The sequence below is a fragment of the Chlorogloeopsis sp. ULAP01 genome (assembly GCF_030381805.1).
GTDB lineage: Bacteria > Cyanobacteriota > Cyanobacteriia > Cyanobacteriales > Nostocaceae > Chlorogloeopsis.
Genome location: NZ_JAUDRH010000001.1, coordinates 500,725 through 516,581, shown reverse-complemented (window position 1 = coordinate 516,581; position 15,857 = coordinate 500,725). Strand labels below are relative to the sequence as shown.

12 protein-coding genes and 1 pseudogene are annotated in these 15,857 nt (G+C 39.3%); 6 read left to right on the top strand and 7 right to left on the bottom strand.

The window, feature by feature from the left end:
• Window positions 1–5 precede the first annotated feature (5 nt).
• Window positions 6–1,247, top strand: coding sequence for a DUF445 domain-containing protein (locus tag QUB80_RS02255; RefSeq protein ID WP_289787858.1), 1,242 nt, complete (start codon window positions 6–8; stop codon window positions 1,245–1,247).
• Window positions 1,248–1,324: 77 nt separating this feature from the next.
• Here the strand turns inward: QUB80_RS02255 and QUB80_RS02250 are convergent, their stop codons facing one another.
• The gene (locus QUB80_RS02250) at window positions 1,325–1,879 is read right to left on the bottom strand and encodes a hypothetical protein (protein WP_289788123.1); all 555 of its coding nucleotides are present in this window, start codon (window positions 1,877–1,879) and stop codon (window positions 1,325–1,327) included.
• 262 nt (window positions 1,880–2,141) lie between these two features.
• A complete protein-coding gene (locus tag QUB80_RS02245; protein WP_289787857.1) occupies window positions 2,142–3,491 on the bottom strand; it encodes a helix-hairpin-helix domain-containing protein in 1,350 nt (449 codons plus the stop codon).
• 345 nt (window positions 3,492–3,836) lie between these two features.
• Between QUB80_RS02245 and gatA the strand changes: the two genes are divergently transcribed.
• Window positions 3,837–5,294 (top strand): Asp-tRNA(Asn)/Glu-tRNA(Gln) amidotransferase subunit GatA, encoded by a 1,458-nt coding sequence (gene gatA / locus QUB80_RS02240; protein WP_289787856.1) that lies wholly within the window; start codon window positions 3,837–3,839, stop codon window positions 5,292–5,294.
• A gap of 170 nt (window positions 5,295–5,464) precedes the next feature.
• Here the strand turns inward: gatA and QUB80_RS02235 are convergent, their stop codons facing one another.
• Window positions 5,465–6,220, bottom strand: a complete 756-nt coding sequence (locus QUB80_RS02235) for a helix-turn-helix domain-containing protein (RefSeq protein ID WP_289787855.1) — start codon at window positions 6,218–6,220, stop codon at window positions 5,465–5,467.
• Window positions 6,221–6,785: 565 nt separating this feature from the next.
• Between QUB80_RS02235 and QUB80_RS02230 the strand changes: the two genes are divergently transcribed.
• Window positions 6,786–7,868, top strand: a complete 1,083-nt coding sequence (locus QUB80_RS02230) for a class I fructose-bisphosphate aldolase (RefSeq protein WP_289787854.1) — start codon at window positions 6,786–6,788, stop codon at window positions 7,866–7,868.
• 468 nt (window positions 7,869–8,336) lie between these two features.
• On the opposite strand, the gene QUB80_RS02225 is transcribed toward QUB80_RS02230, so the two are convergent.
• The 3 genes from QUB80_RS02225 to QUB80_RS02215 all read right to left on the bottom strand — a co-directional run bounded on the left by QUB80_RS02225 (window position 8,337) and on the right by QUB80_RS02215 (window position 12,807).
• Entirely contained in the window at window positions 8,337–8,783 is a 447-nt protein-coding gene (locus QUB80_RS02225) for a hypothetical protein (protein WP_289787853.1), read from the bottom strand.
• Between the two features lie 75 nt (window positions 8,784–8,858).
• Complete coding sequence (locus QUB80_RS02220; RefSeq protein ID WP_289787852.1) at window positions 8,859–9,347, bottom strand: hypothetical protein; 489 nt, start codon at window positions 9,345–9,347, stop codon at window positions 8,859–8,861.
• A gap of 421 nt (window positions 9,348–9,768) precedes the next feature.
• Window positions 9,769–12,807 carry a sensor histidine kinase gene (locus QUB80_RS02215; protein WP_289787851.1) on the bottom strand — a complete coding sequence of 1,013 codons (3,039 nt, stop codon included), beginning with the start codon at window positions 12,805–12,807 and terminating at the stop codon, window positions 9,769–9,771.
• Between the two features lie 347 nt (window positions 12,808–13,154).
• On the opposite strand from QUB80_RS02215, the pseudogene QUB80_RS02210 reads away from it, so the two are divergent.
• Both QUB80_RS02210 and QUB80_RS02205 read left to right on the top strand, forming a co-directional pair.
• A pseudogene (locus tag QUB80_RS02210) lies at window positions 13,155–13,795 on the top strand (Uma2 family endonuclease).
• Between the two features lie 489 nt (window positions 13,796–14,284).
• Entirely contained in the window at window positions 14,285–14,626 is a 342-nt protein-coding gene (locus QUB80_RS02205) for a hypothetical protein (RefSeq protein WP_289787850.1), read from the top strand.
• A 61-nt stretch (window positions 14,627–14,687) separates the two neighbouring features.
• On the opposite strand, the gene dapF is transcribed toward QUB80_RS02205, so the two are convergent.
• Window positions 14,688–15,533, bottom strand: a complete 846-nt coding sequence (gene dapF / locus QUB80_RS02200; protein WP_289787849.1) for a diaminopimelate epimerase — start codon at window positions 15,531–15,533, stop codon at window positions 14,688–14,690.
• Between the two features lie 91 nt (window positions 15,534–15,624).
• Here dapF and QUB80_RS02195 point away from each other — a divergent pair, with 91 nt between their 5' ends.
• Entirely contained in the window at window positions 15,625–15,843 is a 219-nt protein-coding gene (locus QUB80_RS02195) for an Hfq-related RNA-binding protein (protein WP_289788122.1), read from the top strand.
• Window positions 15,844–15,857: the final 14 nt, after the last annotated feature.

Below are 15,857 nucleotides of genomic sequence, written 5' to 3'. Positions count from 1 at the left end.
ACTGAATGAATTTGGATTGGTCTCATCTTTGGCTGTATGTATCTCCACCAATCTTAGGTGGAGTAATTGGCTATTTCACTAATGATATAGCCATCAAAATGTTATTTCGTCCTTATAGAGCAATTTACATTGGCGGACGAAGATTACCCTTCACTCCTGGATTGATTCCTCGCAACCAGGAACGTTTGGCTAAGAATATCTCCAAAACGATTATGGGATCGCTGCTCACGCCAGAGGAGTTACAGAATCTGGCGCGGCGATTGTTACAAACAGAACGCGTGGAATCAGCAATTCTCTGGTTGCTGAGAATGGCAATTGATCAAGTCAAATCCGATAAAGAGCAGAAAACAGCCAAGATTGTGGCGGGTATTTTGCGGGATTTGTTAGGGGAATCATTACCACGTTTGCTGAAGGTGCTGGCACGACGGGAAGACTTTTTAGAAGCTCAAATCAATCAAATTTTTGACCAAATACTTTTGGAATTTCAACTGACTGATGAGCAAGCTTCTCGCCTTGCTGATTGGCTTTTGCAAGTTGTTTTACCACCAGAGACAATTCGGTTAGCAATTATTGATTTTTTAAGCGATCGCACGATTCAGACTATTGATGAAAGCTTTCGAGAAAAAACCAGTGGTACCTATTGGGTAGTAGCAAATCTGTTTGGTTTACGCAATACATTATCGCGGCTGCGGACTTATTGTTTGGATGAGAAAGAAGCTACGAATCAGCTATTAAAGGAATGGATTCAAGATTTGCGAGTACGCGATCACCTCAAAAATGTCTTGCAAAATTTGACTTTACAAAATTTGCCTATAGGTACCGTGAGGCAACTACGAAAAACTACACGCGAAAGTGTTCGTCAATATCTACAAACACGCGGTGGTGATTTCCTACAAGGATTAAGTGATTCGGTTGACTGGCATAATATAGCTGTCTTACTAGTTAACCGCCTTAGTACCTCACCTGTTGTGAACACTTCTTTAGAAGTTGCAAGTCAAGAATTGGCTTTAATCTTAGAGCGTTATTTAGAAAAAGATTTAGAAGCGATCGTGACTCACGCAATTCCAATTTTGTCCATTGATCAGGTAATTATGGATAGAGTCAAGTCAACTTCACCAGCAGATTTAGAAGCTGCTATTGAGGGAATTGTTAAAAATGAATTGCAAGCAATTGTGACTTTAGGTGGTATTTTAGGTTTTATCGTGGGGTTATTTCAAGCAGCATTTTTGTTGATTAGTAATGTTTAAGAAAACCGACACCCTTAAGGGTGTGGCTACCTGAACAAAGCCTGTGGAGGCAGGCTTTGTTTGTATAGCCCTAAGCTTTAGCCTGTGGGCTTATCCAAATTTTTCATGTAATTTTGTCGCCATTTTTCTAGTTTTTCAATAGATACTGATTTCGTCACAACATTTACACCATTTCCTCGCCAATCAATTTCTGGATCTGTTGTAAAAACTCCGCACTCTAATTCCTCCAATTGGATATCCCAAAACTCGCTAAATCGACTTTTTAAAGTTATTACCTGTTCAAAAACTTTATTTCTGTGTTTATTTCTTCTTTTTCTTTCTGTTGCTCCTGTTGCTTCAGTATCAATAAATTTAGTTTCTATTAAAAACAATTTTTGGTAGGATGTGAGATAAACAAAATCACACTTTCCCAAATCTGTATAATCAGCAATTGGAGACTTTTCAAATAACAGCAATTCGGCGCAGGTCGGAAATAAATTTGTGATATTTAAAAATAAATATGCTTGCAATAAAAGTTCCTTGTCATAAGGAAACCCAACAACCCCCTCAAAAAACTTTTTAATGTCTTGTTGAGTTTGAGGTTGAATTTTTTTGCAGTATGCCACAAATTGACCTAGCGCATCTGCAGTCATTAAGTATTTGCCCCTTGCCCTGGTTACTGCATTTATCCTCATGGCATAAAAAAATAACATTTTCTCCATGAAGACTCCCACCGCATAAGTAACCAAAAAAACTAGTTACTCTAAAAAGACTTAGTAGCTATTACTGAGGTTAAATAATAAAGAAAATGTTAAAAAGCAGATTAAATAGTATATTTTAAGGGTAAACATACATATTTAAAAAGTTGAATTGGAGATTTTGCTAACAAATAAAGTGTTAATTTATGCTTTGAATTCAGTCATTTACAAGTGGTTGTACACGAGCCATAAATTGGGCATTTTGCAAAGCCTGAACGGTGCTGATAGAATTTTGCACCCAAAATTGCCGTCCAAAACGAACAAGGCGACGCGAGTTTCCAGCTTGTATAACCCCAATTACAGGTACTTTTGCTTTTTCTTTTTCTCCTGATTGTTCTTGCAAAATAGTTCGCAGGCGATGTTGTTCTTCAATTGTGGCTGCTTGTTGAGGATTGAATTCTACCATCACCATTTGTACTGTTTCGACTGGCTCTGCATCTTCAACAATAAATTGAGTTTGTTCATCACGTCGGTCTACTTTACCCCAAATGATTAATCTCGCATCAACTTGCAAGAGCAAATTAACACGTTCATAATTTTTTGGAAAGACTACGGCTTCTGATTGTGCAGTTAAATCTTCTATTTGCAAAATGGCCATTGGATCGCCTTTTTTTGTGATTACTTTTTTCACATTATTGAGAATCACAACTGCACATAATGTTGTATCTTCCTGTTGTTCACCTAGTTGGGAAAGGTTAATTGGAGCTAAAATTTTTGCAGATTTACGTATAGATTTAAGTGGATGATCTGATACATAAAATCCCAAAAGTTCTTTTTCCATCCGTAACTTTTCTTGGGGAGGAAAATCAGGCACAGATTTAGCTTTGGGCGCGCTATCAAAGCTATTTTGGGGTGTATTATTCTTACTAGAAAATCCACCACCTAATAAATCAAAAAGGTTTCCTTGCCCAGTTGCTCTATCTCTGGCACGAGATTGAGCCCAATCATAGACTAAATCTAAATCGTGAATTAACTGATTGCGGTTAGAATCAAGTTTGTCAAAGGCTCCACAATAAATCAATGATTGTAAAGTGCGGCGGTTCACAGTACCTAAATCGATGCGATCGCAAAAATCAGCCAAGGATTTAAACTCGCCTGTAGTTTCTCTTGCTTCTAAAATTGAGGCGATCGCATTTTGCCCAACATTGCGCACAGCCGACAACCCAAACACAATCTTGCCACCCAATGGAGTAAAATCGACACCAGAACGGTTAATATCTGGCGGGTCAATTTGAATTCCCATATTCGTACAAGTGGCAATGTATTTCTGTACTTTGTCTGTGTCATCACAGTTAGCTGTCAACAGCGCCGCCATGTACTCTAACGGATAATTGGCTTTTAAATACGCGGTTTGGTATGTTACATAACCGTAAGCTGTAGAATGTGATTTGTTAAAGCAATTGGAAGCTACCAAACCATTTTTAATGATGAAATTATGGTCGCGTTCTACTCCAATGTCATATACATTCTGCGTACCAAGTGATTTTTTAGCGATTATTTTAACCATGTTTCCATCCGATAAAATTTATAAACAGCTCGTAAATCAGCTTTATTTTAATTGTTCAAACAAAGGCACAAATAGGTGTTGAATGCCGTAGGGTAAGCTAAGGGCTTTGTAAAATTAATATTAATTTACGAGACTTCTATTACCAAGAGTGTAATACCAAATTGGCACACGGGAGTTTGGTTTCAAAATTCTGGCATAGCCTAATTGCTCAATGGTTTTAATCCAAAATCCACGCATTGGTATAAGCCGCCTTCACACAAAACCGTAGGTGCGGCTAAAACCAATTGAGCAGAAACTATCAAACTGTACTAAAATCAAGGACTTGAGTCATATAAGGAAGCAATCATGGCATCCATTCGCGAGTTGCACAAACAGCTAGTAAACAAAGAACGTTCTGCGGTGGAAATTACTCAAGAAGCTTTAGAGCGTATTCAAGCCCTAGAGCCGCAATTACACAGTTTTTTGTGCGTGACTGCCCAAAGGGCATTAGAACAAGCGCGTGCTGTGGATGCCAAAATCGCCGCCGGGGAAGAAATTGGCGCCCTTGCAGGAATTCCGATTGGTATTAAAGACAATATATGTACAAAAGGAATTCCTACCACCTGCGCTTCCCGCATCTTAGAAAATTTTGTACCGCCTTATGAATCAACGGTAACGCAAAAACTGCTAGAAGCTGATGCAGTTATGGTGGGTAAAACCAATTTAGATGAGTTTGCCATGGGCGGTTCTACAGAAACTTCTGCCTTTGGCATGACGGGTAATCCTTGGGATTTATCAAGGGTTCCAGGTGGTTCTTCTGGCGGCTCGGCAGCAGCAGTAGCAGCAGAAGAGTGTCTTGTGTCTCTTGGTTCTGATACTGGTGGTTCGATTCGTCAACCAGCATCTTTTTGTGGTGTGGTGGGCATGAAACCAACTTATGGGCTGGTTTCTCGTTATGGTTTGGTAGCGTTTGCTTCATCTTTGGATCAAATTGGGCCTTTTGGGCGCACAGTAGAAGATGCAGCGATATTATTGAGTGCGATCGCCGGATACGATCCCAAAGACTCCACCAGCTTAAAAGTTCAAATTCCTAATTATGCCGCCAGCCTAAAACCAGATCTCAAACCGAGAGGACAACTTAGAATCGGTGTGATACAAGAAACTTTTGGTGAAGGTTTAGACTCTCAAGTTGAACAAGCCGTAAAACAAGCGTTAGAGCAATTGCAAGATTTGGGTGCAGAAATTCATGTAATTTCTTGTCCCCGCTTCCGCTACGGCTTACCTAGTTACTACATCATCGCTCCTTCAGAAGCATCGGCAAACCTAGCTCGTTACGATGGTGTGAAATATGGCTACCGTGCTTCTGAGGCAGATAACTTGATGGAGATGTACACCCGTACTCGTGCTACTGGTTTTGGTGCAGAAGTCAAACGTCGGATTATGGTTGGAACCTATGCCCTATCGGCTGGTTATTACGATGCCTACTATCTCAAAGCACAAAAAGTACGTACTTTGATTAAAGAAGACTTTGAGAAAGCTTTTGAACTCGTAGATATCTTAGCTTGTCCTACGGCTCCCACTACGGCATTTAAAGCAGGAGAAAAAACCTCCGATCCCTTGAGTATGTATTTGGTTGACTTAATGACTATTCCAGTCAATCTTGCGGGTTTGCCTGGTATAAGTGTGCCGTGTGGCTTTGACGACAAGGGGCTACCGATTGGTTTACAGCTGATTGGTAAACCACTGCGAGAAGATCAGTTGTTTCAGGTAGCTTATGCTTATGAGCAATCGACTTCATGGCACCTGCAAAAGCCTAAAATTTAGTCATTCGTCATTCGTCATTCTATCCACTAATTACTAACTACTGTACGGGAGGCAGCACGTTGCGGAGCCAGTGCGCCCTTGGGGGTTAAGCGCGTCGAGTGCGACTGCCGGGCGGGTTTTCAGAACAATCTCTCTAGGATGACGAAATATCTAAAATAAACCCGCTCCTACTATTGACTATTGACCGATTCAGGGGTAAATGTTACTTGTTTTACACGCCCTGAATTTCCAAGAGGTTTTCGTTCTTTGTTGTTGGCAGAAACTAATACAGCCCCGGCATTTTCTGAAAGAATAGTCAACTGTTTGTTTGCTGTCCAGGTTTTTCTTTCGCCCTTATTTAACGTACCCTCAAAAGCTGTTTTGCCATCTGCTTTTACTCGTAACCATGAATGATCTTGAAGTTCAATGGTAACTTCAACAGGAAATACTTGTGAAGAAGAGGCTTCTGTTCGCAATGAAGATCCTGGTTTCTCTATAGCGGATCTGGATTGATTTTGGTTTCTAGCAATGGATTCGGCTGAATTCCTGGGACTAAGTTTAAAAAATAGTACAAGGGAAGCAACAGCTAGCAAGATTGCATAAGGGATAGCAAGAGGAATATGTATGTTTTTTATATTTGATTTTGGCTTGAGATCAAGATTTTCGTTCTCAGAGTCGAGAAGGAAAAAATTAATTGCAAAATTTTTAGCTAAATCAGTGCCATTCAGCCCTAAGGCATCCCCGTAGCGCTTGATAAATCCTTGCACAAAAACAGGTTCGGGCAAATCTTCATATCGCCCTTCTTCCAAAGCTTCTAATAAAACTTGTCGAATCAGTGTTTTTGCGGTGATTTGTTCTATACGCAAGCTTTTTTCTAGTCGCACCTGTCGTAAATATGCTCCTACTTCCTTGAGTTGCTCTTGTTGAGCATCATTGAAGGAATTCACTGCAATCTCCTAAAATTTACAAGTCTACATTTTATAGCAGTTGCCAGCTAGCTTCGGATATCAATTAATGATAAAAGCCTAATCTCAAGAGAGTTTCAAGTTTATTCTCTATTTTCTGCTCCCTACTATATTGGTCAAACTTTTAAACATAAATTTTTTGATAAAAATTATTAATTGTCAAATACTTATTTTAGTTTATTTTGCTGATACATATTGTATATATAGATACTCGCATGAAGGAAAGCGAACTGCAACATAGAATACAATTGTTAATTAATCAGCCGATCTGCATTGAGAGCGCTCGCAGCGCTAGGTGATTGTGCTGTAAGTATACTCTTTATTTTTAGCAACTACGATTTATCTTTTTTCCATCTCTTGCCAGATTCACTTTCTTAATCAAGTCCGAGTTTACCAATAATAACTTGTATTGATTTGTACCTGAGAGTAGATTGAGCAAATCCTTGAGTAGCGTCATCATAGTAGTAGAGACGCGACGAACCGAAGCGTTTGTAAATTTAGTGTTGCTGATAGTAGCAACAGTTTTTTCATTGCTAAAGGAAAGGCTATGACTACAATGTTAGTAGTGCCAGATTCCATTGAGTCCTTGCTAGGGCAGGAAGCAGAAGAACTATTAACCTACAAGGCAAAAGTTCCTAAAGATTTATTACATTTACCAGGCTCGGATTTTGTAGATCGAGTGTGGCTCAATAGCGATCGCAGTCCTCAAGTTTTACGCAATCTCCAGCTACTTTACTCTACTGGCAGGCTCGCTAATACTGGCTATCTTTCCATCTTGCCAGTAGACCAAGGTATTGAACACTCCGCAGGTGCATCTTTTGCACCCAATCCCCTTTATTTCGATCCAGAAAATATTGTCAAGTTGGCGATCGGGGCAGGATGTAATGCTGTGGCGACAACTTTGGGAGTGTTGGGTGCAGTTTCACGCAAATATGCGCACAAAATTCCCTTTATCGTCAAACTTAACCACAACGAATTGCTAACTTACCCTAATCAATTTGACCAAATTATGTTCGCCTCTGTCGAACAAGCTTGGAATTTGGGTGCTGCGGCAGTGGGTGCGACAATTTATTTTGGCTCAGAACAATCTACCAGGCAAATTCAAGAAGTCAGCCAAGCATTTAAACGCGCCCATGAACTGGGGATGGGGACAATTCTTTGGTGTTATTTACGTAATAGCGCCTTTAAACAAGACCAAGACTATCATATTGCCGCCGATTTGACAGGGCAAGCAAATCATTTGGGCGTAACAATAGAAGCCGACATCATTAAACAAAAACTGCCAGAAAACAACAATGGTTATGAAGCAATAGCCAAAGCAACTGGCAAGAGTTACGGTAAAACCGACAAACGGATTTATTCAGATTTGACAACCGATCACCCCATTGATTTGACTCGTTACCAAGTGTTGAATTGTTATTGTGGGCGTGCAGGGTTGATTAATTCTGGTGGTGCTTCTGGTAAAAATGACTTTGCCGAAGCAGTTCGTACCGCAGTCATTAACAAACGTGCCGGTGGTACAGGATTAATTTCTGGGCGTAAGACGTTCCAGCGCCCATTTGAGGAAGGCATCAGGCTATTCAATGCCATCCAAGATGTTTATCTATCAAAAGATGTAACTATTGCTTAGATGGATTTTTGAGGAGGGTAAAACCCTCCTTAATGTCAGCTAGATATCAGGTTCTGCATTAAGGATTTACTTCTAAAATTGAATGCGGCTAAGAAAATAAATTAAGAAAAAATCCTCTTATTTGTTTAAAAAGCTTTATTGATGACGCTTGGAAGCTGACAATGCTGAGTAACTTCCTTGCACTGTTGGAGCTAGCATCAAATTTATAAATTGGGATATCGCCCCATAAAAAGCTCCTTGCAACCGACAATGGAGTCCTGTTGTTATTTGGCTTGAGGATGTAAGCGATCACTAAACTATGTCGTTAGCCTGCTTAGGTGAGCAATGACGGCAGTACTCGAAAGACTGCCGCTGCCGTACATGGTTGCTTTAGGTAGCCCAGAAGAAATTAAACCGTGAAGGAAAGCTTTGAAATGTTAATTCATATGTTGTCTTTTGAACCCGTCTTATGATGCAAGTGACAACCATCTACCATCCACGTCTACGGATAAAAGCATCTGCATATTGATTGGGCATTCTCTGAAAGCAATTGGCTTGCCCATTTTCGACTCTCATAGCAATAACCCATCGATGAGTGGTTTTGATCGCACCGTTTTTCCAACCCTTGTAGTACATATTGGCTGTCTTGTTAACACATCTGTCAAACAAAACTCCATCTGCACGACTACGGTATTGGTTTTGAACAGCTTTTGTTTCCTGTGGACTCAGATTAGTCATAAACACTTGCTTATTCCAAGGTGTCCAAAGGTGGCTGACAAGATCGCCCCATCTCTGATCAAGAAAGTTGACTGCAACATCTAAAGAAGCTTGAGCAGGCTTTGTTGTAGTGCTCATTGTGCCTACGGTAGCTGTCACAGAGACAATTGTAATAGCAGTCAATCGGGTAAAGTGACGGGCAATTTTACTATGGAACATTGAATTAACCTCTGAAAAAGTAATTAAAACAAATAACACTAACGCAAAGTTTCAGTACTTATGTATTTGAAGTCTTTACCAAGCCGTTACACTGGGACAGTAAACTTTAGATGCTATATTTGATGCCATCGACATGGCTGTTAATGAGGTTTCAAATTGTCTATTTGCATTACCATCCTGCTTTGCTAATGAGTGATCCTGAACTCCTTGCATAATTTCCCTATGTTTAGTTTCATAAATTTCTTGTTCAGACATTCCTTCTAAACGTGCTTTGCAGTAGCTTTTTGCTGCATCAATTAGTAAGCTATGATTGTTATTTAAAAGCTCAAGTAGTTGCTTGTCTCCTTCAAAGCCTTTAATTAGCTGCTGAACTTCTGCTAAATAAGTAGTATTTTGTCTAGAGGAAAAACCACAAATTGAAGTCAAATCAAGTTTCTTAATTGAGTCAAGCTGAATATAGCAAAGCGAATCCGAATTAACAGGAGCTGCTAATACTTGTGGAACAGATATAGAGTTTATAGCTAATAAAGGTAAGGTAAGACTCCAAAGAAATTTATTTTGCATATATGCAAGAAACAAGTTGTTGTTTATACCTTAGCCAAGGAGCTTAATATTTAGTTATAGTTTTATTGCTGTATTAATAAAAGTTTGATAAATTGTTTAAGCTTTTTATCTTAATTTTAAGATTTAAATACTCGTAATATTACTATTATCCACAATTTCAAATATCAAGAATATTCTTGAAGGTACTTTCACATCTTTCAGCTTGCCCTAACAATTCGCTGGTGCTACAAACAAAAGTCATTTCTTAAGTTAGTTATTACCCCATAAGAAAGGTAAATAAAACTAGTTCTCAAAATGATTGATATTACTAGACTAGTCTGAATAAGAATATGTACAGGAGTTTCTTAATTGAAAATTTGTGAGAGCATTTTTACTATCTCCAACAAGCCGAAGATAGCTTATGCAGTCGCAAAAAACTGTACTAATCACTCACCACTTTTGATGGAATTGCCAAGGGCAGGGTGAACCAAAAAGTTACCCCCTGCTTGCGGTTACTGTTGACGCCAATTTCACCACCATGAGCTTTAATAATTTGCTTGCAAAGATACATTCTTAAGCCAATGTCTGTGGAACAACGGGCTTGCGGCTCGCGTACATATAAGTCAAATAGGCGATCGCACTCTAGCTTATTCAGTGGAGTACCGTTGTCTTGAATAGTACAGCGAATCATTTCTGCTTCCACTTTTACAGAGAGTTTTAGTTTTACTCCTGGCGGATTTTTTTGCAAGCTGTGGGTAAACAAATTTACAAATACTTTCTGTAATTGTGTTGGATCGGCAAACACTAACGGTAAATCTTGAGGAAGCAATTTGTGGCAAGAGGCTTGATTTTGCTTTAAAATTGGCTCCACATCTTTGAGAACTACCTCTGTTAATTTGTTAAATTTGACTGCTTCTCGATGCAAGATAATTCCCTGTGACTCACTAGAATGAATTTCTAGTAACAAGTCAATCATCCGCAGTTGGCGATCGTTACCCTCAATCATCCGCTCAATAATTGAACTGGAAACGGGTATAGAATAGGACATGGGGACACGCGGACACGCGGACAAGGAGAATTGTGATTCATCTTCTTGCTCTTTGTCTTCCCACGTCAGTTGACGCCAGTTGCTACAAGTCGGGGAACTAGCCCAACGCCCTGGCTCCTTTATGCCGGGCAACCCTAGTTGAGTACTGGCTCCTCTTTCCTTCCCCTTGTCCTCTTCTTTGTCCCTAGTCCCTACCCCCTGATTAAGCAGATTCTGTAGTACCATCAAATTGCCCATCACAGAAGTCCGTAAATCATGGGAGACTGTGTGCAACACCACATCTTTAACCCGATGAATTTCTTGTAGCTCTCGCATTTTTTGCCGTAATTGGGCAGTACGCTCTTCTACTTGACGTTCTAAATTTGTGTTGAGTTCTTCTAATTGTCGGTACAGTTGTGCTTGTTGAATCGCAATGCCCAGTTGTTCTGACATCTGCTGGAGCAAATCTATTTCCATTGGTTGCCAATGACGTGGTTTGCCACAAGAATTTGCAATTAATGCCCCAAAAAATTCCTTGCCCAGCATAATTGGTACAGCTAAGGCGGCTCTTGTTTGGAATTTTTGATATAGTGCTGCAAGTTTGGGAGATACTGCCACTTGAGTAATATCTTCAACTACACGCACTTTCTCGGTTTTTAATAGCGTTCTCAATTCTTGCAAAATCGCTTCATCGCTTTTCCAGTCTAGAATTGATGGATATTTAGGATTTAGTGATTCGGCAAGAATTTTAGGTTTAGCATACATATTATTAATAGCAAGAAATACTCTGTCTGCCTGTAAAAATTGCCGAACTTCGTTGACAGTAGTTTGTATAATGTGGTCGAGATTGAGTGAATGCCGAATTTGTACTAGCGTTTCTGCTAACAAGCGATCGCGCCGAGAAGATAGACGTAGTAATTCTTCTGCATGCTTGCGTTCAGTAATATCATTGGTGACGCAAAGCATACAAAATTCACCACCAATGGTAATAATCTCAGCAGAAAATAATACTACTCTTGGCTCACCTGATTTGCTATGAATTTCAGTTTCTAAATTACGAATAAATCCTTGTTGTTGTAATAAACTTTGAATTCTGTCGCCATCTTCAGAATTTGTCCAAATATTTAACTCGCTAGGGGTACAGTTAATTACTTCTTCTCGACTAAAACCTGTTATTGCCAAAAATGCATCGTTAACATCAATATATCGTCCATCTTCAAGTTTGAGAATAGTAATTGGGATCGGACTAGAACGAAAGGCTTTAGAAAATTTTTCCTCAGATTCTCTCAGAGCAAGTTCTGCTTGTTTGCGCTCTGTGATGTCTTGACTAATAGTGAGTAGACAAGGTGTTCCATCTAAGTCAATGATTTCGGCAGAAAGTTGCACTAAAATCAACTCGCCAGACTTTTTGCGAAATGTAAATTCCTGGTTGCGAATGGCTCCTTGTAGTTGTAGTTGTTGTAATAGTTTTGTGCGATCGCTTTCATGTACCCAAACATTTAACTCAAAAGCAGTATGACCGATTGCTTCCAAGCGATCATAACCACTAAGTTGTACAAAACTATCATTAACTTCTACGTAACGTCCTTCTTGTAGAGTGCTAATTGTAATTGGATTGGGACTACAACGAAAAGCTTTAGCAAACTTTTGGGCAAGACTTTGCAATTTCACTTCTGCTTGTTTGCGTTCAGTGATATCTCGGACAATTGCCAGTACTTCGTCTTTACCACTTTTTACTAATCTCGCCTCATAATCTCGCATTCCTGAAGGTGATGGCAGTTGGTATTCGCAAGTTTGTAAACTCTCACTATCCAAAGTTTTAGCGATCGCCTCTTGGCAAATCAAAGCCACGTGTGGGGGTAATAAATCCTGCACACGTTTGCCAAGTACTTCTGCTCTAGGAATAGTTACATTTGCACCCTGCTCTTTACAATCTAGATACTCTCCATTACGGCTAATGCGAAACATCAGATCGGGAATAGCATCCAAAATTGCTTTATAGCGTGCCTCGCTCTCTCGCAATTTTTCCTCTGTCAGCTTCCGATCTGTAATATCCATGAGTAACCCATCCCAAATAATATCGCCGTTAGGTTGCTTTTCTGGACGAGAAGCACCTTGAATCCATTTGAGTTTGCCGCTAGGAGTCACAATCCGTCCTTCCCAGCACCAAGGTTCCCCTGTAATATAAGAGCTACTTACCGATTCTGCAAAAGCTTTTATATCTTCTGGATGAAGAAGTTTGTACAAAACCTGAAAATTTTTCTGCACTACTTCTGGTTCTATTTCGTACAACTCCCGACAACCAGAGCTAATGTAAACCACTCTTTGAAAACCATCCTGCTGCTGTAAAAATTGAAAAATTATCCCCGGTATATTAGCAGCAATTTTTTCTAGTAGCGGCAATGCTCTTGGCTGAAAATCCAATATATGCAGCGCTTTCACAGTTTCATCCACTTTTTGACTCTATATATTAAGCAACTGATGGATTGGGACAAGTTGTGTATGGGTATTGTGGCAGTTTTTAAAGTCTTGAGATTACTACCAGCAGAATTAAAAGTGTCCCTATTTTTAGGGTAAATGCTGCTAGGTGTGATCGCATTCACCCGAATGGGTGAGCTGTATGCATGAAAACGATATCAGCGATCGCTGGTTGTATTACTAGATCGCCATAAAAATTAGCTATTCTTCTGTTGTAATTCGTAACAATAACCTGTATGCAAGTAAAGGGCATATCAAGTGAGAGTGTAAATTACAATTAGAGATAACTTTGGTGGCAGGGAACTATACCCTCTTAATACTATATGCTTTTAGAACTGCAACAAATTATTGTCAAACCAGGGCAACAAACGTTGCTTAAAGATATTAGTTGGCAGCAGTTAGAAAATATTTTAGAGGAATTGGGGTAAATCGTGCTGCACGTCTTTCTTATAGTAATGGCTGGCTAGAAATTATGGTTCCCTTGCCTGAACATGAAAAAGAGAAAGAGTTTATTGGGGATTTAGTAAAAATTATTTTAGAAGAATTACAAATTATTTTTGAGTCTTTAGGTTCAACAACCTTTAAAAATAAGTATATGAATCAAGCAGTCGAACCAAATGCTTGTTTTTACATTCAGAATTATGCTGCTGTGATTGGTAAAAATCGTATAGATTTGACTATAGACCCCCCACCAGATTTAGCGATAGAGATTGATATTACTTCCCGCACTAGATTTGATAACTACCAAATTTTAGGAGTACCTGAACTTTGGCGATATACACAGCAGGGATTACAAATTAACTTGCTAGAGCAGGGTAAATCTATAGAAACTAATTTCAGCCCTAACTTTCCTGATATCCCGATTATTGAACTGATTAATCAATATGTAAAACAAAGTCTAAGTGCTGGTAGAAGTCAGGCGATTCGAGCTTTTAAAACTTGCCTCCAGCAACATCTACACTAGTCACTAAAAGACCATTGATTAAGTAAATCTTCTCTTTAGTAAGGTGCGTTACGCTTCGTTATAACGCACCCCTAATCGGGATTACTACTAATAAGTTTGAATAGTGAGTGAGTAACTTCCCTAGCAAAGCTTCTGATTTATAAAGCTCTTGTTTCATGGCAACTAGCCTATTTCCATCTTAAATCAGGTAAACACCGCTACTCATACAGATGATTATTTTGCCTATTTAAATTAAGTTTACGTAGCTAAAGGTATTTTTTTACAGTAATTATACTGCTATAAAAGATTTTTTGCGAGTTTATGTAAGTTAACAAAACTTTTACTAAGTGTTTATACGTAAAAAAGTCCTTTTAAAAGCTTTTTAGCTTTTAATGGTGTTTTAAATTTGACTTAAATTACCAATACTAATATATTCATTGTTAGGAAGAAACGATAAAGTTTTTTTCTCTATTTGTAAAAAATCTAGTTAATAAGCGGTCTATAACCGCCATGAATATTCTCTTAGTTAAAGATAAAACACTGAACGTGGAATTACTGAGCAATGTGCTAACTAAACTATTATGTACTGTTGATGTTGCTATCAATTACGAAGAGTTTGAGAATTTAGCAGGATCTGTTGTCTATAACTTAAGATTGCTGAATCTATCGTTATTCTTGAACTTAAAAAAATTGCTGGTTCTTGTCTGTGCTTGTTTGTGCTGTGATGGCGTTGCTTTATCACTCCACCGCATCGAAGCATATAAGATTGATGATCGCGCTCAACCAGCACAAGTATTTTTAGAGTGTGAGAGGGGTAGTGGAAGAATAAGATCTGCTGTCAGTGGTGGTTAGGGGGAGTAACCAACCACGAATCAACTACAGACAACCAAAAAAATTACATTACCATATCACCCTATATTTCATATCTTCCTTGAAAAACTTGCGTGGCAGGCCCGGTCATGTAAATATGTTGGTTGATTTCTGACCATTCAATTTGCAAACAGCCTCCAGGAAGTTCTACTGTAGCAGTGCGATCGCATCTGTCTGTTAACACTCCAGCAACTAATGACGCACATGCGCCAGTACCGCAAGCGAGAGTAATACCAGCACCGCGCTCCCAGACTCGCATTTTTAAGTAGTCTGGGCGTACTACTTGAATGAATTCAGTATTTGTGCGCTGAGGAAAAACAGGGTGATGTTCAAATTGGGAGCCAATAGTTTCCAAAGGAATTGCTGCTACATCTTCCACAAAAGTAATGCAGTGGGGGTTTCCCATACTTACACAAGTAACTTCCCAAGTTTTCCCTGCTACTTCTAGTGGCTGACTAATTACTTTTTCACTAGTGGAACACAAAGTTGTGGGAATTTCATTAGCAAGTAGCTTGGGTATACCCATATCTACCTTGACTTGATCATTGCTCATTAGTTGAGGGACGATCATACCAGCGAGGGTGTGAATGCGATATTGATTGCTTGTTCGTGAATTTCCCTCTAAGTCAGCCAAAAAAGCAGCTAGGCAGCGAATGCCATTGCCACACATTTCTGGTTCCGAACCATCAGAGTTAAAAATCCGCATGGTGTAATCCGTGCAATTTTCCCCAGGCAGAGCAAAAATAACACCATCAGCACCGATGCCAAAGTGGCGATCGCACAACTGCTGTGCTTGCTCTGGAGTCAATACAGGAGTAGATGACAAGCGATTGTCAATCAAGATGAAATCATTACCCAAACCATGATACTTAGTAAATTCGATTGCCATTTCCAAAATTGATGAACTATATTTGTGTTTTCTCCTATCTCATTAGTCATGCGTCAGTGGCTAATGACTTCGTGAGTAATTATTAATGACTATGATTACGGAATTTGACACCTCACTGCCTAGTAATAGGCAATTACAAAATCTGATTAAACAAGCATTACCTACCGAAATCAAACTGCTAACTAATGAGATGTTGACTGGAAAAGTTATTTGGCAAGATCACCATAGTATCTGCCTTGTGGATGAACACAGCCAGCAGACTCTGATTTGGAGGCAAGCGATCGCCTACATAAGAATTACAAAGAATTAATAAGTAGCCCTTGC